This is a genomic window from Niveispirillum sp. SYP-B3756 (assembly GCF_009495745.1).
Lineage (GTDB): Bacteria > Pseudomonadota > Alphaproteobacteria > Azospirillales > Azospirillaceae > Niveispirillum.
Map to the genome: position 1 here is coordinate 718,073 of NZ_WIDQ01000002.1, position 18,883 is coordinate 736,955.

5 protein-coding genes and 2 pseudogenes are annotated in these 18,883 nt (G+C 62.5%); 3 read left to right on the forward strand and 4 right to left on the reverse strand.

Annotated elements, in window-relative coordinates; translation table 11 throughout:
• Positions 1–2 precede the first annotated feature (2 nt).
• Entirely contained in the window at positions 3–1,784 is a 1,782-nt protein-coding gene (locus GE253_RS26475; protein ID WP_153203380.1) for a metallophosphoesterase, read from the forward strand.
• Between the two features lie 726 nt (positions 1,785–2,510).
• Here GE253_RS26475 and GE253_RS06965 read toward each other — a convergent pair.
• Together GE253_RS06965 and GE253_RS06970 are read right to left on the reverse strand one after the other, a co-directional pair.
• Positions 2,511–12,932: an Ig-like domain-containing protein gene (locus GE253_RS06965; RefSeq protein ID WP_173012536.1), complete on the reverse strand. Its 10,422-nt coding sequence runs from the start codon at positions 12,930–12,932 to the stop codon at positions 2,511–2,513.
• 502 nt (positions 12,933–13,434) lie between these two features.
• A complete protein-coding gene (locus tag GE253_RS06970) occupies positions 13,435–15,288 on the reverse strand; it encodes a tetratricopeptide repeat protein (RefSeq protein ID WP_153203382.1) in 1,854 nt (617 codons plus the stop codon).
• A gap of 220 nt (positions 15,289–15,508) precedes the next feature.
• Here GE253_RS06970 and GE253_RS06975 point away from each other — a divergent pair, with 220 nt between their 5' ends.
• Both GE253_RS06975 and GE253_RS26480 read left to right on the forward strand, forming a co-directional pair.
• Positions 15,509–17,242, forward strand: a complete 1,734-nt coding sequence (locus GE253_RS06975; RefSeq protein WP_153203383.1) for a methyltransferase domain-containing protein — start codon at positions 15,509–15,511, stop codon at positions 17,240–17,242.
• Positions 17,243–17,458: 216 nt separating this feature from the next.
• A pseudogene (locus tag GE253_RS26480) lies at positions 17,459–17,740 on the forward strand (transposase); the annotation flags it as partial.
• Here the strand turns inward: GE253_RS26480 and GE253_RS06985 are convergent.
• Both GE253_RS06985 and trxA read right to left on the reverse strand, forming a co-directional pair.
• Entirely contained in the window at positions 17,670–18,530 is an 861-nt protein-coding gene (locus tag GE253_RS06985; protein WP_153203384.1) for a hypothetical protein, read from the reverse strand. The pseudogene GE253_RS26480 and the gene GE253_RS06985 sit on opposite strands and share 71 nt — an antisense overlap.
• Positions 18,530–18,877: pseudogene (trxA, locus tag GE253_RS06990) on the reverse strand (thioredoxin); the annotation flags it as partial. The gene GE253_RS06985 and the pseudogene trxA, both read right to left, overlap by 1 nt.
• Positions 18,878–18,883: the final 6 nt, after the last annotated feature.

The following is an 18,883-nucleotide window of genomic DNA, read 5'->3' on the forward strand; positions in this document are numbered from 1 at the left end:
TGATGCGCCCCTCCCTGTTTCTGGCCCCGCTGCTGACCTTGATCTTGCCCCCGGCCGTTGGGGCGACGGATTTCAAGCTGGCCTTCATGCCCGACGTGCATTTCCAAGATGTTTACGGGCAGTTTGGGGGAAATGCCTTTCCCGGTATCCCAGATCCGGCGGGCGGGCCGCCGGCCACCATCCGCACCATGGCAGCCCAGCTCACCTCCACCCGGCTGTTCAACGAAAACTACTTTGCCTTCCGCGCTGCCCTGGATGATGCCGCGCGGCGCGGGGTGAAGCTGGTGGTGATGAACGGGGATTTCAGTGATGATGGCCAGCCCGTGCATCTGCGCGGGCTGAAGCGCATTCTGGACGAGTATGAAACGCGGCACGGGATGCGGTTCTTTCTGACCAATGGCAACCACGACCCGGTGAAGCCGGGCGACACCCCCTCCGGCAAGGCGGATTTCCTGGGCCGCGACGGGCGGCCGCAGCCGATCTTCAGCCCCGGCACGACCGAATGTCCGCAGGAGGGGACGCCCAAGCCCGGCACGATCTGCACTCCCGATATCGCCGCCATGGGCTATCAGGGCATTCTGGACCTGTTCGCGCGGGACGGCTTCGCCCCGCGCGCCGATGATCTTTACTGGGAAACCCCCTTCTATCGCCCGCAGGGTCGCTTTGATGCCGCTGCCGCCGCCCCCCATGCGGCTCCGGCCGAGCGGCAATATCAGGTCTGTGTGCTGGAAAAGACCGATTGCCGTCCGGTGATCGACAGTTCCTATCTGGTGGAGCCGCTGGCGGGTCTCTGGCTGCTGGCCATTGATGCCAACGTCTACCGTCCCACCCAGGAGGGCGGTTTCAAAGGCTCCGGTGATGCCGGCTGGAATGAGATCGCCAACTGGAAGCCGCATCTGCTGGCCTGGGTTGCCGACGTGGCCAAACGGGCACAGCAGCAGGGCAAGGTGCTGGTGACCTTCAGCCATTATCCGGCCGTGGACACCAATAACGGCACCACGCCGGAGATCGCTGCCCTGTTCGGCGCGAAGAAACTGGACCTGCACCGGATGCCGACGGCGGACACCTCCCGCCGGTTGGCCGAGGCTGGCATCCGTTTCACGGTGGGCGGGCACCTGCACTTCAACGACACGGCGGAATGGCGCGGGACCGATGGCCGCTATCTGGTGAATATCCAGTCCCCACCACCCGCCGCCTATATCCCCGCCTATAAGCTGATGACGGTGAACGGGGAGCGGGTGGAGGTGACGACCCCCCGCCTTGACAAGGTACCCGATTTCAACCGGCTGTTCGGTTTCTACCGCATGGAATGGCAGCGGTTGAAGGATGATGGCGCGGCTGATATCTGGAATCCCGCCATTCTGGAAAGCCGCGATTATCGCCAGTTCACCGACTGGCATCTGCGGGAACTGGTGCGGCTGCGTTTCCTGCAGCGCGACTGGCCGGCCGATCTGCGTGACCTGCTGCTGGCGCAGGACGCGGCGGGGCTGGGCAAGCTGGCCGGGGTGAAACTGACCGGCGGCTGGCTGGGGCTGGATCTGGCGGTGGATTTCCACCGCCTGTTGAATGACGGCGATCTGGCCCTGGCCGATATTCCGAAGGCCCGGCGGGCGGATTACCAGAAGCTGCGACGGGCCCTGGCCGCCAGAAAGGCGGGACCGGAAACGCCGGAGGGGCGGCTGGCCCGACTGCTGGCGGTGATGCAAAAGCTGGCCAACGGCTCGCCCAGCGACCATTTCCGCTTTGATCTGAAAAGCGGCACGCTGACCAATTTGGCGGGATAATATACCTAAATTCCGGAAGAATTCCTGGGCTATGATTTCCCGATGAGGTGGAATCTATGGGTTAGAAAGGCTTGGAGATCGTCTCGATAGGAGCCGATATTCTGGAGGAATATTTCTATCGCATCTTTGAATTCTGCGAATGTTGGGTAGTAATGGTTCCAGAAGACATTTTTCTTCAGGAAGCATCGCGTCCGTCAAGGTGGTGTAACATTGTGCTGCGTATGAGGTGGCCAATGGTCAGTCGGCTTTTGTTGGCAAAGTGATGGTTTGAATGTTTTCATCGGGGCTTGATATCTCAGCCATGGCCTCGACCTGCATGTAAATGATGGCCCCGGACCCGACAGATGAAGCTCATCAACCGCACCATCGGCATCAAATGCCTCAACTCAAGGCGGTTATCACAGTCGCTGTCATGGCCTACAACATGAAACGATGGGTGTCTGGTTCGATAGGAGAACTCCATCCGCTTGAGGCCAAAACCGCCCGGGAATGCGGTCTCTGCAGACCACGACACGCTGGGAAACCGCCATGGCGCGTCTTGATAACCCGAATTCCTCTCCGGGAACACCGTCACCAAGGGTTCCCGGAGGCGTCCAATTTTCTAAGGCCGTTCCACCCGCTGCGCTTCAAGGTCACGATCAGCGTGCGGCAAGCAATGCCGAAGGTCCGGCACAAGGCGGCCTTGCTAGATCAGCCGTACTGGGCAGCCAAGCGTGTTACCCGCCATCACTCACCCGCAAACCAACTGGCGACGTCACCAACAGCACCGATCACGGTAATGTATTGGCCACCGCCTAGGTCTAGGCTGGTGCTACCGTTAACGACCCGCACCGAGGCAATGACCGCGCTAAAGTTTACACTGGCGTCATAGATCGACAGCCGGTCAACGCCGACCTCGAAATCGGCAATCACAGTGCCGCCGGACGTGGCCCCGACCGCAAACGTATCCTGGCCAGATCCACCCCACAGGGTGTCACTGCCCTCGGCGAAGATCAGGTCATTACCGGCACCGCCATTGATCTGATCGTCACCCACCCCACCAAACAGCGTATCGTTTCCGTCTTCGCCAAACATGATGTCGGCACCGGCACCACCGTTACCAACGTCATCGCCGGCACCCAGTCCGATCAGATCGTTGCCATCCCCGCCCGACACAGTGTCATTGCCGGTACTGGCCACAAGCGTGTCATGGCCAGCTTCTCCAAACAGTTGGTCATTGCCATCCTCACCAAACAACACATCGTTTCCATCACCGCCACTGATGGTATCGTCACCCTCATTGCCGGTGAGTGTGTCGTTGCCAGCTTCCCCAAACAAACGGTCGTTGCCGCTGCCACCGAACCCACGATCATCGCCGGTGCCGCCACCGACTAGGTCATTGTCGGTACCACCCAGCACCCAGTCATCGCCGTCGCCGCCATGCACGACATCGTCGCCGGCATCGCCGGAAAGCGTGTCGTTGCCAAAGGTCGAGGCGACCGTATCATTGCCGCCGCCGCCCGACAGCACGTCATCGCCTTCACCCAGGATCAAGGTCTGGCTGCTGGTATCTCCGAAGACAATCTGATTGCCTTCGCCACCGACCACAGTGGCGCTTCCGATGATCGCGGCGAACTCGACATTGTTCAGGTTGATGAGAATAGAGCCTTGAACCGCCGTAGTGTTAAGGACCAGGGCCGTTGGCACCGCCGAACCCAAGGTGTTGCCAGTGACCTGGGTGACGATTGTCTCGCTTCCACTGCTGGCGTCGGGGGTCGTGTAGTCGATACTGCGCACCAGCAACTGGGTCTGCGTCGATAGCCCCCCCATGAAACTGGTGCCGCCATTTGTCAGATCGTCTTGTGATTGCGAGCCGGCATCCGTGCGGGCACCGATTTCCTGGATCAGGTCGGTCAGCGACTGAGTGGGGTTCGTCCGGACGGCGTTGCCCGAGGCCGTGACTGAAACGCCGATGGGAACACTCACGGTCAGCGTGGTGACCGTGTTTACCGCGCCGGTTGCCGGGTCCACTACCTGCTCGCGCACCACCGGCACATCGGCCAGACTGGCATTGGGCGTGGTCGGATCTTCCTGTCGGCCTTCTGATGGCGCCGTGACCACGATTGTGCTTGTCTGGCTGCCATCCACTTGCGTTTCCGTCTTGCCTTGCACAGTAGCACCATCGACGGTTTCCTCCGTTGGCGGCCTGACAGGCACCGGCTTTTCAACGGTCGCCGGAACTTTGGTGGCGCTGGCAGTCGACGAAGCCGAGACATTTCCAGCGGCATCCGCCAGCGTCACGGTCAGACTAAGGTTACCGTCACCCAGACCAGACAGGTCCAGCCCCGTGATGCGCGCGTTGGACGCGTCCATGGTGCCGCTGCCGGTCAATCTCCCCCCGCCTGATGAGGTGATTGCCCAACTGTAACCGGCACCCACTTCACCATTGCCAATGATGAAGGCAACATTGACCTGCTCGCCGGCATCGATAGTCGTGTCCTCGAACGCGGCAGTCACAGCTATGGGTGCGGTTGTATCCAGGCTCAATGTCTGGCTGCCGGGTTGGGAAACATTTCCTGCGGCATCGGTTGCCGTTACCGAAACGGCATTGGTGCCGTTGGCGTTCAGGCTCAGCGCACCACTGGTCGGCGTGGCTGTGCCGGTATCAATGCTCCAGGCACCGCCTGTGGCCGTGGTGCTGTAGGTGGCACCGCCCACCGTCAGGGTGATGGTGCTGCCGGCCTCCGCCGTACCGCTGATCGTGGGCGTGGTGTCATTCGTCAGGGTGGCAGAGGTGACAACCGGCACAGCCGGTGCCGTGCTGTCCAGATTAAGGTTCAGGGTCTGGGTGCCGGCGGTGGACGCATTTCCCGCAGCATCGGTGGCCGTCACCGAAACGGCATTGGTGCCATTGGTGTTCAGGCTCAGCGTGCCGCTGGTCGGCGTCGCCGTGCCGGTATCAATGCTCCAAGCACCGCCCGTGGCGGTTGTGATATAGGTCGCCCCTGCCACCGTCAGGGTGATGGTGCTACCGGCTTCTGCCGTGCCGCTGATCAATGGCGTGGTGTCGTTGGTCGATGCGGCAGAGGTAACAACCGGCGCGTTGGGGGCAACGGCGTCCACCGCCAGGGTCTGGGTGCCGACGGTGGAAGCATTTCCCGCAGCATCGGTGGCCGTCACCGAAACGGCATTGTTGCCGTTGGTATCCAGGCTCAACGTGCCGCTGGTGGGCGTCGCCGTGCCAGTATCGATGCTCCAAGTACCGTCCGTGGCCGTGGTGCTGTAGGCGGCACCGCCCACCGTCAGGGTGATGGTGCTGCCGGCTTCTGCCGTGCCGCTGATCAATGGCGTGGTATCGTTGGTCGATGCGGTAGAGGTAACAACCGGCGCGTTTGGGGCGACGACGTCCACCGCCAGGGTCTGGGTGCCAGCGGTCGAAGCATTTCCTACTGCGTCGGTGGCGGTCACCGAAACGGCATTGGTGCCGTTGGTATCCAGGCTCAACGTGCCGCTGGTCGGCGTCGCCGTACTCAGGTCAATGCTCCAGGAGCCACCCGTGGCTGTGGTGGTATAGGTCGCACCCGCCACCGTCATGGTGACGGTGCTGTCGGCCTCTGCCGTGCCGCTGATGGTCGGCGTCGCATTGTTGGTCGATGCGGCGGAGGTGACAACCGGCGCGTTGGGGGCGACGACGTCCACCGCCAGGGTCTGGGTGCCAGCGGTCGAAGCATTTCCTACTGCGTCGGTGGCGGTCACCGAAACGGCATTGGTGCCGTTGGTATCCAGGCTCAACGTGCCGCTGGTCGGCGTCGCCGTACTCAGGTCAATGCTCCAGGTGCCACCCGTGGCTGTGGTGGTATAGGTCGCACCCGCCACCGTCATGGTGACGGTGCTGTCGGCCTCTGCCGTGCCGCTGATGGTCGGCGTCGCATTGTTGGTCGATGCGGCGGAGGTGACAACCGGCGCGTTGGGGGCGACGACGTCCACCGCCAGGGTCTGGGTGCCAGCGGTGGAAGCATTTCCTGCGGCGTCCGTCGCGGTCACCGAAACGGCATTATTGCCATTGGTATCCAGGCTCAGCGAGCCGCTGGTCGGCGTCGCCGTGCTCAGGTCAATGCTCCAGGTACCGCCCGTGGCCGTAGTACTGTAGGTCGCCCCCGCTATCGTCAGGGTGACGGTACTGCCGGCTTCCGCCGTGCCGCTGATGGTCGGCGTCGCATTGTTGGTCGATGCGGCAGAGGTAACAGCAGGCGCGTTCGGTACCGTGCTGTCGATGGTCAGGGTCTGGGTGCCGGCGGTGGAGACGTTGGCGGCGGCATCGGTGGCCGTCACCGAAACGGCATTGGTGCCGTCGGTATCCAGGCTCAGCGTGCCGCTGGTCGGCGTCGCCGTACTCAGGACAATGCTCCAGGTGCCGCCCGTGGCTGTGGTGGTATAGGTCGCACCCGCCACCGTCAGGGTGACGGTGCTGCCAGCTTCCGCCGTGCCGCTGATGGTCGGCGTCGCATTGTTGGTCGATGCGGCAGAGGTGAAAACCGGCACGTTGGGGGCGACGGCATCCACCGCCAGGGTCTGGGTGCCAGCGATGGAAGCATTTCCTGCGGCGTCCGTCGCGGTCACCGAAACGGCATTATTGCCGTTGGTGTTCAGGCTCAGCGTGCCGCTGGTCGGCGTGGCTGTGCCGGTATCGATGCTCCAGGTGCCGCCTATGGCCGTGGTGCTGTAGGTCGCCCCCGCCACCATCAGGGTGACGGTGCTGCCGGCCTCCGCCGAACCGCTGATGGTCGGCGTCGCATCGTTGGTGGACGCAGCAGAGGTGACAGCCGGTGCATTCGGTGCCGTGCTGTCGATGGTCAGGGTCTGGGTGCCAGCCGTCGAGACATTGGTGGCGGCATCGGTGGCCGTCACCGAAACGGCATTGGTGCCGTTGGCGTTCAGGCTCAGCGTGCCGCTGGTCGGCGTCGCCGTGCCGGTATCGATGCTCCAGGCACCACCCGTGGCTGTGGTGCTGTAGGTCGCCCCCGCCACCGTCAGGGTGATGGTGCTGCCGGCTTCTGCCGTGCCGCTGATCACCGGCGTGGTGTCATTCGTCAGGGTGGCAGAGGTGACAACCGGCGCGTTGGGAACGACGGCGTCTACCGCCAGGGTCTGGGTACCAGTGGTGGAAGTATTTCCTGCGGCGTCGGTCGCGGTCACCGAAATGGCATTGGTGCCGTTGGTGTTCAGGCTCAGCGTGCCGCTGGTTGGCGTGGCTGTGCCGGTATCGATGCTCCAGGCACCACCCGTGGCCGTGGTGCTGTAGGTGGCACCGCCCACCGTCAGAGTGATGGTGCTGCCAGCCTCCGCCGTACCGCTGATCACCGGCGTGGTGTCATTGATCAGGGTGGCAGAGGTGACAGCCGGCGCAGCCGGTGCCGTGCTGTCGATGGTCAGGGTCTGGGTGCCGGCGGTGGAGACATTGGTGGCGGCGTCGGTGGCGGTCACCGAAACGGCATTGGTACCGTTGGCGTTCAGGCTCAGCGTGCCACTGGTCGGCGTGGCTGTGCCGGTATCGATGCTCCAGGCACCACCCGTGGCCGTGGTGCTGTAGGTGGCACCGCCCACCGTCAGGGTGATGGTGCTGCCGGCCTCCGCCGTACCGCTGATCGTGGGCGTGGTGTCGTTGGTCGATGCGGCGGAGGTGACAACCGGCGCGTTGGGGGCGACGGCATCCACCGCCAGGGTCTGGGTGCCGGCGGTTGATGCATTTCCTGCGGCGTCGGTCGCGGTCACCGAAACGGCATTATTGCCATTGGTGTTCAGGCTCAGCGTGCCGCTGGTCGGCGTGGCTGTGCCGGTATCAATGCTCCAGGCACCACCCGTGGCCGTGGTGCTGTAGGTGGCACCGCCCACCGTCAGAGTGATGGTGCTGCCAGCCTCCGCCGTACCGCTGATCACCGGCGTGGTGTCATTGGTCAGGGTGGCAGAGGTGACAGCCGGCGCATTCGGTGCCGTGCTGTCGATGGTCAGTGTCTGGGTGCCAGCGGTGGAGACATTGGTGGCGGCGTCGGTCGCGGTCACCGAAACGGCATTGGTACCGTTGGCGTTCAGGCTCAGCGTGCCGCTGGTCGGCGTGGCTGTGCCGGTATCGATGCTCCAGGCACCGCCTGTGGCCGTGGTGCTGTAGGTGGCACCGCCCACCGTCAGGATGATGGTGCTGCCGGCCTCTGCCGTACCGCTGATGGTGGGTGTGGTGTCGTTGGTCAGGGTGGCAGAGGTGACAGCCGGCGCAGCCGGTGCCGTGCTGTCGATGGTCAGGGTCTGGGTGCCGGCGGTGGAGACATTGGTCGCGGCATCGGTGGCCGTCACTGAAACGGCATTGGTGCCGTTGGTATCCAGGCTCAGCGTGCCGCTGGTTGGCGTCGCTGTGCCGGTATCGATGCTCCAGGCACCACCCGTGGCTGTGGTGGTATAGGTCGCACCCGCCACCGTCAGGGTGATGGTGCTGCCGGCCTCCGCCGTACCGCTGATCGTGGGCGTGGTGTCGTTGGTCGATGCGGCGGAGGTGACAACCGGCGCGCTGGGGGCGACGGCATCCACCGCCAGGGTCTGCGTGCCGGCGGTTGATGCATTTCCTGCGGCGTCGGTCGCGGTCACCGAAACGGCATTATTGCCATTGGTGTTCAGGCTCAGCGTGCCGCTGGTTGGCGTGGCTGTGCCGGTATCAATGCTCCAGGCACCGCCTGTGGCCGTGGTGCTGTAGGTGGCACCGCCCACTGTCAGGGTGATGGTGCTGCCGGCCTCTGCCGTGCCGCTGATGGTCGGCGTCGCATCATTGGTGGACGCAGCAGAGGTAACGGCCGGCGCAGCCGGTGCCGTGCTGTCGATGGTCAGTGTCTGGGTGCCGGCGGTGGAGACATTGGTGGCGGCGTCGGTCGCGGTCACCGAAACGGCATTGGTACCGTTGGCGTTCAGGCTCAGCGCACCACTGGTCGGCGTGGCCGTGCCGGTATCGATGCTCCAGGCGCCACCTGTGGCTGTGGTGGTATAGGTCGCACCACCTACCGTCAGGGTGATGGTGCTGCCGGCTTCTGCCGTGCCGCTGATGGTGGGTGTGGTGTCGTTGGTCAGGGCGGCAGAGGTGACAGCCGGCGCATTCGGTGCCGTGCTGTCGATGGTCAGTGTCTGGGTGCCGGCGGTGGAGACATTGGTGGCGGCATCGGTTGCCGTCACTGAAACGGCATTGGTGCCGTTGGCGTTCAGGCTCAGCGTGCCACTGGTCGGCGTCGCCGTGCCGGTATCAATGCTCCAGGCACCGCCTGTGGCTGTGGTGCTGTAGGTCGCACCGCCTACCGTCAGGGTGATGGTGCTGCCGGCCTCTGCCGTACCGCTGATCGTGGGCGTGGTGTCGTTGGTCGATGCGGCGGAGGTGACAACCGGCGCGTTGGGGGCGACGGCGTCCACCGCCAGGGTCTGCGTGCCGGCGGTTGATGCATTTCCTGCGGCGTCGGTCGCCGTCACCGAAACCGCATTATTGCCATTGGTGTTCAGGCTCAGCGTGCCGCTGGTCGGCGTGGCTGTGCCGGTATCAATGCTCCAGGCACCACCCGTGGCCGTGGTGCTGTAAGTGGCACCGCCTACCGTCAGGGTGACGGTGCTGCCGGCTTCTGCCGTGCCGCTGATGGTCGGTGTCGCATCATTGGTGGAAGCGGCAGAGGTGACAGCCGGCGCATTTGGTGCCGTGCTGTCGATGGTCAGTGTCTGGGTGCCGGCGGTGGAGACATTGGTGGCGGCGTCGGTGGCCGTTACCGAAACGGCATTGGTACCGTTGGCGTTCAGGCTCAGCGTGCCGCTGGTCGGCGTGGCTGTGCCGGTATCGATGCTCCAGGCACCACCTGTGGCCGTGGTGGTATAGGTCGCACCGCCCACCGTCAGGGTGATGGTGCTGCCGGCTTCTGCCGTGCCACTGATCGTGGGTGTGGTGTCGTTGGTCAGGGTGGCAGAGGTGACAGCCGGCGCATTCGGTGCCGTGCTGTCGATGGTCAGTGTCTGGGTGCCGGCGGTGGAGACATTGGTGGCGGCGTCGGTGGCCGTCACCGAAACGGCATTGGTACCGTTGGCGTTCAGGCTCAGCGTGCCACTGGTCGGCGTGGCTGTGCCGGTATCGATGCTCCAGGCACCACCCGTGGCCGTGGTGCTGTAGGTGGCACCGCCCACCGTCAGGGTGATGGTGCTGCCGGCCTCTGCCGTACCGCTGATCGTGGGCGTGGTGTCGTTGGTCGATGCGGCGGAGGTGACAACCGGCGCGTTGGGGGCGACGGCATCCACCGCCAGGGTCTGGGTGCCGGCGGTTGATGCATTTCCTGCGGCGTCGGTCGCGGTCACCGAAACGGCATTATTGCCATTGGTGTTCAGGCTCAGCGTGCCGCTGGTCGGCGTGGCTGTGCCGGTATCGATGCTCCAGGCACCGCCTGTGGCCGTGGTGCTGTAGGTCGCACCGCCCACCGTCAGGGTGATGGTGCTGCCGGCCTCTGCCGTACCGCTGATGGTCGGCGTCGCATCGTTGGTGGACGCAGCAGAGGTAACGGCCGGCGCAGCCGGTGCCGTGCTGTCGATGGTCAGTGTCTGGGTGCCAGCGGTGGAGACATTGGTGGCGGCGTCGGTGGCGGTCACCGAAACGGCATTGGTACCGTTGGCGTTCAGGCTCAGCGTGCCACTGGTCGGCGTGGCTGTGCCGGTATCGATGCTCCAGGCACCGCCCGTGGCCGTGGTGCTGTAGGTGGCACCGCCTACCGTCAGGGTGATGGTGCTGCCGGCTTCTGCCGTGCCGCTGATGGTGGGTGTGGTGTCGTTGGTCAGGGTGGCAGAGGTGACAGCCGGCGCAGTCGGTGCCGTGCTGTCGATGGTCAGGGTCTGGGTGCCAGCGGTGGAGACATTGGTGGCGGCATCGGTTGCCGTCACCGAAACGGCATTGGTGCCGTTGGCGTTCAGGCTCAGCGCACCACTGGTCGGCGTGGCTGTGCCGGTATCGATGCTCCAGGCACCGCCTGTGGCTGTGGTGCTGTAGGTGGCACCGCCCACTGTCAGGGTGATGGTGCTGCCGGCTTCTGCCGTGCCACTGATCGTGGGCGTGGTGTCGTTGGTCGATGCGGCGGAGGTGACAACCGGCGCGTTGGGGGCGACGGCGTCCACCGCCAGGGTCTGGGTGCCGGCGGTTGATGCATTTCCTGCGGCGTCGGTCGCGGTCACCGAAACGGCATTATTGCCATTGGTGTTCAGGCTCAGCGTGCCGCTGGTCGGCGTGGCTGTGCCGGTATCAATGCTCCAGGCACCGCCTGTGGCCGTGGTGCTGTAGGTGGCACCGCCCACCGTCAGGGTGATGGTGCTGCCGGCCTCTGCCGTACCGCTGATGGTCGGCGTCGCATCGTTGGTGGACGCAGCAGAGGTAACGGCCGGCGCATTCGGTGCCGTGCTGTCGATGGTCAGTGTCTGGGTGCCAGCGGTGGAGACATTGGTGGCGGCGTCGGTGGCGGTCACCGAAACGGCATTGGTACCGTTGGCGTTCAGGCTCAGCGTGCCGCTGGTCGGCGTGGCTGTGCCGGTATCGATGCTCCAGGCACCGCCCGTGGCCGTGGTGGTATAGGTCGCACCGCCCACCGTCAGGGTGATGGTGCTGCCGGCCTCTGCCGTGCCGCTGATCGTGGGTGTGGTGTCATTGGTCAGGGTGGCAGAGGTGACAGCCGGCGCGTTGGGGGCGACGGCGTCCACCGCCAGGGTCTGGGTACCAGCCGTGGACGCATTTCCTGCGGCATCCGTCGCGGTCACCGAAACGGCATTATTGCCATTGGTGTTCAGGCTCAGCGTGCCGCTGGTCGGCGTGGCTGTGCCGGTATCGATGCTCCAGGCACCACCTGTGGCCGTGGTAGTATAGGTCGCACCCGCCACCGTCAGGGTGACGGTGCTGTCGGCCTCTGCCGTGCCGCTGATCGTGGGCGTGGTATCATTGGTCGACGCGGCGGAAGTGATGGCGGGTGCGTTCGGTGCCGCGGTATCAATCGTCACGGAAAGGGCGGTCGATGCCGACGAGGTGACGCTGCCCGCATTGGTCAGTTTGGCGGTCAGGTTATGAACGCCATCCGTCAGCGCCGTGGGCGTGATCGACCAAGACCCTGCCGCAGCAACCACAACGGAGCCGAGCGATGTGGTGCCGTCGCTGTCATAGAGTGTGACCGTGCCGGCCTCGGTCACCGTGCCGGTAATGACGGGCGTTGTCGCACTGGTAATGCCATCGCTTGACGAACTGCCGGTGTCCGACGCCGTGGCCACGGCCAAGCCCGCGGGCGCGACGATAGACTGAAGGGTAATCGTGGTCCTTCCGAGACCGAGATCATAGATCGCCGAAAAGGATCCGGTCACCGAACTCAAGGTCAGCGTACCGCCCGTTACCGCGATATTGCCGGCGGCGGTGCTGTTCAGCGCTGTATAGTCACCCGTCAGGATAATTTGATCGCCGACAGCGAAATCGGCCACCGTATCACCCACGGCATCCGCGTCCGAAGTCCATATGAATTGATCGTTTCCAGAACCACCGCTCAGCGAGTCCGCGCCAGCCCCGCCGTACAGGATATCCGCACCGTCACCACCGAACAGCGTGTCATCGCCGGCATTGCCGTACAGCTTGTCATCGTCCGCGCCGCCATCGATGCTGTCATTGTCGGCATCGCCCATCAGGCTGTCGGCGCCATCTCCGCCAAAGATGGAGTCCGCCCCGGTACCGCCCAAAATTGTGTCGGCGCCGTCGTTACCGTATAAGGTATCATTGCCGTCATTGCCGTAAATCCGGTCGTTATCGGCATCCCCGTAGATGACGTCGTCGCCGGCATTGCCGTAAACCGTATCCGCCCCCTCGCCGCCATAGATGGTATCCAGCCCCTCATTGCCAGCCAGCCTGTCATTGCCACCACCGCCAGTCAGGCTGTCATCGCCCTTGCTGCCGTAGAGGGTGTCCGCGCCAAGACCGCCCTCGACCGTATCGTTCGCGTCGCCACCCAACAGAAAGTCGCCCAGATCACCGCCGGTAAGATTGGCTGTTCCCGTTTCACCGACCCACGATAAGCCAACGCCATACGTGGTCGACGACAGCGCCGTTCCAGAGGCGTCCAGCAAGGTCGTTGCGGTACCGCCATTCACGCCATCATTGGTGATTTGAAATGTGCCGTTAACAACCTGAACTGTAACGGATTTTGTACCATCACCGACACTATCTACATTGACAAGGCCGGATGCATTGACCTTGATGGAAGCATACCCACTTCCGAAGTTACCAATTTTTTGTGTAAATTGCATTTCCGCCCCCATGAACTGACCGCGCCCCAAAATCAGCGCCATGGCCATGACGCTGCGGGCGCGCAAATTTGCATTTATCGCCGCTGAAATTTATTACTGCAATTCCGATGCAGAACGCAACAAAATAATATTTTATCTCCCAATAAATCCTCTTATTATTTCTAATAATAATCCACATATAATGAAATTGATGTATTTTTTTGAGTAAATATCAATTTTTTTGATTAATTTTTTAGAAAAAAAATAAATTAACTTAGTAAGTTAAAAAATATACCAACAAAATTGTTTATAGTTCACAAAAATCGCATAGCAAAAAATAATTTCCCAATTATATTTATTACTGTTTTCAGATTAAGTATCCATTCATCCGAACCCGATCTTCCAACAATCGTTCAAGCGTCCTTATTGGCCTTACATCCCCGTACAATCCCGGTAGGCCGCGCAGGGTTGCCTGCCGCACGGACGCACGGAAATCCGGATCGTGGCCGAGACGTACAGCGATATCGACATAGCGATCAGCGCTATCGGCCAGGGTTGCGGTTGCGCCCAAGGCCGTCAGGATCGCGGCGCTGTGCCGTCCGCGCATCAACCCACGCGGCCAGGTCACGACCGGCAATCCCTGTGCAACCGCTTCCAGCGTCGTATTGCCCCCGGACCAACCGACACTGTCCAGATAGACATGGGCCTGGGCGTTCAGCGAGGCGTAACGTCCGGGCGAAAGATAGGGCAGAAACGTCACCCTTCTATCCGCGTCAACCACCCCGGCCCGGCCAAAGGCCAGCCGCAACCGCGCACGCAGACGGTTGGCCAGTAGTTCGGAACGCGGGGTGATGAACAGGAAACGTGCCGTCGGCACTGCCGCCGCGATGCGGGCGATGAGGTCGTCATCATCAGGCAAGTATTTTGACAGATATTGACAGCAGAGATACAGGATGTCGTCCGGCCCGACCCCGAACGACGCCAGGTCCAGCGGCTCCTCCGGCACTGGCAGTGCTGGATAATGGATACCGAGGCCGGGCAGCCGGACCAAGGGCTCGGTGTAGTCCCCCTCCGCGCCCGGTGGTTCCATAAGATCGCTCGACAGAAAAGCGTCAATGGTGGGCAGCCCGGTGGTATCCGGATGCCCCCAGGCCACACATTGAAACGGCGCCAGACGGATTGCGGCCAGCCGCGCCGTCAGATTGTCCATGCCGATTTCAGGAAAAAGCACGACATGCGGCCGGTCATCGCGGATACGCCGGGCCAAAGCCACAAAATTGGTCTCGCCTTCGACGAAGCGGTCGAAGCCGTCGCGGGCCAATGCCGTCACCGCGTCCGACGCCGTTCTTGTGTGATACCCGAACAGTTGGAACCGCTGACGGTCAAAGCCCGCCATCCAGCCGCGGATAAAAAGCTTCCAGATGGTGTGCCAGCAGAAGAAGCCCGACACCACGGCCACCCGTATCGGCCCTTCCAGTGGCAGGACGGGGGCGGACGCGAATTCAGGATGGCGACGGGCCAGGATATCCACGGCCATGCGACCATGCCGGGCTTGCAGCGCGCGATCCGATTGCCCTTGATAGGCAAGATAATAGGGCAGAAAAGAGCCGTAGGCATCAGCCGCCGCCGCCGCGCCATCCGGTGTATCCAGGCGCAACGAGGCCGGCAGCGCTTCCAGCGCCGTCGTATAGGCCGCGCGCGCCTGGGCAATATCATCCTGCCGGTCGTAGAAGGGTGGCAACAATGCCATGACGGCCCCGAAACGGGAGGCACCATCGCGTGGGTTGAGCGCTGCCGCACGCGTGAACGCGGCGACGGCGCTTGCAGATTCTCCCAGCCCCTTCAGCAGCAGTCCGAGCATCCGCCAGGCGCTGGCGTGATCCGGTTGCCTCTCCAGCAACTGTCGGACATGGCGCACCGCCTCGCCAGAGCGGCCCTGGGATTTCAGTACCTCCGCAAGCGAGAGACGGCTTGTTTCAAGGGAAGGATCAAGACGGATCGCTTCGATAAAGTTGCTTGCCGCCGCCCCTAAATCCCCTTTGCGCTTCAACGCCATGCCAAGGTTGTGCCGAGCCTGGGCATGGTCGGGACGCGCGGCAACCGCACGGGTCATGACAATGATGGCTTCATTCACCCGTCCACGGCGCAACAGGTCAGCGCCCCCTTGAAAATCATGTTCGAAATCGGAAGCCACAGCAAGGGTCACACTGGTTTCGGGCACGTAGCGGACAACCGACGGGGCTGCGCATTGCGACCAAGGATAGCCACCCCAAGGGCGAGGTCAAGCGAATGGTCTGTCGGCACGCCGGGCGCGCGGGTTCCATTGGACAGCCATCCCAATGCTGCATACGATGCGCCGCGCCAGCGGAACTGTCGATGCGATGGAGCGGAAGATCGAGGCCGATGGGGCGTATGGCCGGCAGTGACATAACAGGAATTCGATGACCAAGCCGCCCGATCAGCCCCCTCCTGACCATCTCGACCGCTTCAATCCCGCCCTGCTCCGGCTTATGCCACGCGACGCGCAGGTCGTGCTTGAGGCGGGGTGCAGCGCCGGGAGGTTGGGGGCCGCCTATCTTCCCTTTAATCCGACATGCCGCTATATCGGCATCGAGGTTGATCCGGTCGCGGCTTCCATGGCCCAGTCCCGCCTCGGCCATGTCGTGGAAGGCGATGTCGAGGCCGTCCGGCGGGAGGATCTGCCCCTCGGGCCGGATGAAAAGGTCGACGTCGTCGTCTATGGCAACGTGCTTGAACATCTGCGCGCGCCATCGCGTCTGCTGGAAAGCCATGCCGGCTGGCTGGCGGATGACGGGATGGTGCTGGCGTCCATCCTGAACGTGCAGCATTGGTCGATATTGGCCAAACTTCTGAACGGCCAATGGCCGTATCAGGATGAGGGGTTGCCGGACCATGGCCAATTGCGGTTTTTTACCCTTGATACCATCCGCGAGCTGTTCACCAATGCCGGCCTGATCGTGCATGACATCACGCCGCGACCATTCACCCCAAAGGGCTTCAGCGATTTCCAGCAGGCAATCGAGCCAACGCTGGCGGCGTTGAACATCGATAGCGCCCGCTTCGCCACGCAGGCCGGTGCGCTCCAGTATGTGGTAAGGGCCGGACGGGCACGGGCTCCACGGCGGCTCTGCATCAACGCCCTGACGCGCAAGCCTATCGGTGGGATCAATGATGTCCGCATCAATCTGCCGCTGCAGTTCCAGGCGACGATTCCGGGGACGCAGGTAAGCGTTCAGAGCGCATCGTCCAAGGGAATCGTGTTCCCGCCCTGCCCCGAAGGGGGCCAAGTGCTGGTCTGGCAACGTCCGATCCTGACCCGCTCGCAGAGTACCCAGATATTACGCCAGATGATTAAAAAGAAGACAGTCCTGGTGGTGGAATTCGATGACCACCCGGAGCCATTCAGCGAGATTGCAGCTCATGATTATCTGACCTTCCGGGCCGCCCATGCCATCCAGACTTCCACCGAGCCGCTTGCCGCCCTTCTGCGCCAATGGAATCCCGAAGTGGCGGTGTTTCCCAATTGCGTATCCGATCTGCCGCCGCCCCGTCTGCAAAGGCGATCAGCGGCAGACGAGACGGTGATTTTTTTCGGTGCCCTGAACCGCGAAAACGATTGGGCATCCATCATGCCCGCCCTGAACGCGGTACTGGCCGACATGGCCGATCTGCGGGTGCGGGTCGATGTGGTGCATGACCGCGCCTTTTTCGATGCCCTGATCACCCCGCACAAGCGGTTCACTGCCACCTGCCCCTACGCGCAGTATCTGGAACAGTTGCGCAATGCCGACATTGCTCTCCTTCCGCTGGTGGACACAGCGTTCAACAGGGTGAAATCGGACCTGAAATTCATTGAGGCCGGGGCCCAAGGGACGGCGGTCCTGGCTAGTCCCGTGGTCTATGGCAACACGGTCCAACCGGGCGTAACAGGCCTGATTTATACCAGCACTGCAGCGTTTGCCGAAAATCTGCGTGCATTGATCACAAGCCCTGACTTACGTCGCCGGCTGGCTGATGCCGCTTATCGATACGTCGCCAATGAACGACTGCTATCCCAACATTACCGCCGCCGGCAGGAATGGTACAAACATCTCCTCACTAATCGCGTGCCTCTCACCGCTGCATTGCGGCGACGGGTGACAGAACTATTTTAAGAGCAGGTCCCCCGTGAGCGGACAGTTTGCTAAGCTTGGTTCGGCCTTATACCAGCGGCTGAAAATATTGACCGTCAGTCAATATTTTCAGCACCTCAGGCGCCGGTGCCAACATCCGTTGGCTTGGCTTCACGCGGCACGTGCCGCGCGGCGGCAGTCGCCGCCGTACCAACGGTCATGAATTATGACCGTTGGTATTATTGAAGGATGACCGACATGACGGGACAGAGGAAGCGATATTCAGCTGATTTCAAGGCGAAGGTGGCACTGGAGGCGATCCGGGGCGAGTTGACGATGGCGCAGCTTGTGTCGAAGCACGGTGTTCACCAGACGATGATCAGCGCTTGGCGCAAGCAGGCGATCGAGGGGATGGCCGCGTCGTTTTCCGGCAAAGCCGAAGCCACTCAGGAAATACGCAACTGTAACGCTAGGAACGAACCGGTGCTTGTTCCAGAAACTTTACGATCTTCCAACCGATTGCCTTATAGGCGGCACCTAACTTCTCATACTGCCGCACCCGTTCGCGGAAACGGGGGGGCAACTTGGGATCGTCGGCTTCCAGCAGCGCATAGACCCGTTCCAGACCAGACAGTTCCGTCAATTGCCCCTCGGCCCCGGACACGATCTTGAAAACGCGGCTTTCGTCAGCCTCGGTCCAGTCGATCTCCTGCATAACCTGTTTGGTCTCCAGCCCGCCACGGGCTCCCAGCGTATCACGCAGAACCGTGCGCATGGTGCCGGGCCAGGCCGCTGCCTCGATGATGGCACCAGCGGCACGCAGGAAACTGTCGTCGGTGACAGTATCGGTGGCAGCGACGGCGGCCAGGCGGGCCAGCTTCCATTCCCGACGGTCAGGTTCTTCACCGGCAAGCATCCGGCGATGCAGGGCGATGACAGACAGCCGGCTTTGCTCCAACCCTTCATGGCCACGGGTCAGCGCGACAAGGGCCGGCTCTTCCAGAATGCTGGCCAATATTTGCGCCACGACCTGGGAGAGATCGGCGCCAACCGGTGTCTGTTCCAGCCAAGCTTCGGCAAATTCCGCGCCTTCTTTCATCCGAAAGGCGTTGACGATGGATTCTACCGCCATGACCAGCGGCAATGGATAGCCCAGCATTTCCGCGTAAAGCTGGTGGTCATCCGCCTCGACCACCGCGCCGATTATATTGGCCTTGCCCTCTGCCCAGGCGGGATAGATGACAAAGGTGTCGGCTGTAATGTGATGGCGCAGACGGGACAGCGCCAGTTGCTTGATTGCCGGGTCACCCTGGAAAGCAATGTTCGACATCAGAGTGTTCCCACATTGGCTTCCAGGAACGCATCCAGCCGGCTGCGCGACACGGTGCCGAAGGTGCGGGCCAGTTCCTTGCCATCCTTCACGATCAGCAACAGCGGGATGCCGCGTACACCAAACCGCTCGGCCAGCTTGGGATTCTGGTCGATATCGACCTTCACCACATTCATTTCCGCCGCGTACTCCTTCGCCACCTCTTCCAGCGTCGGGGCCAAGGCCTTGCAGGGACCGCACCAGGGGGCCCAGAAATCAACCAGCACCGGCTTGTCGCTGTTCATGACGACGTCTTCGAAGTCCTGTTCGTTGGCATCACGCATGGTCAAATCCTTTTCCATTGCTTTGTGGGA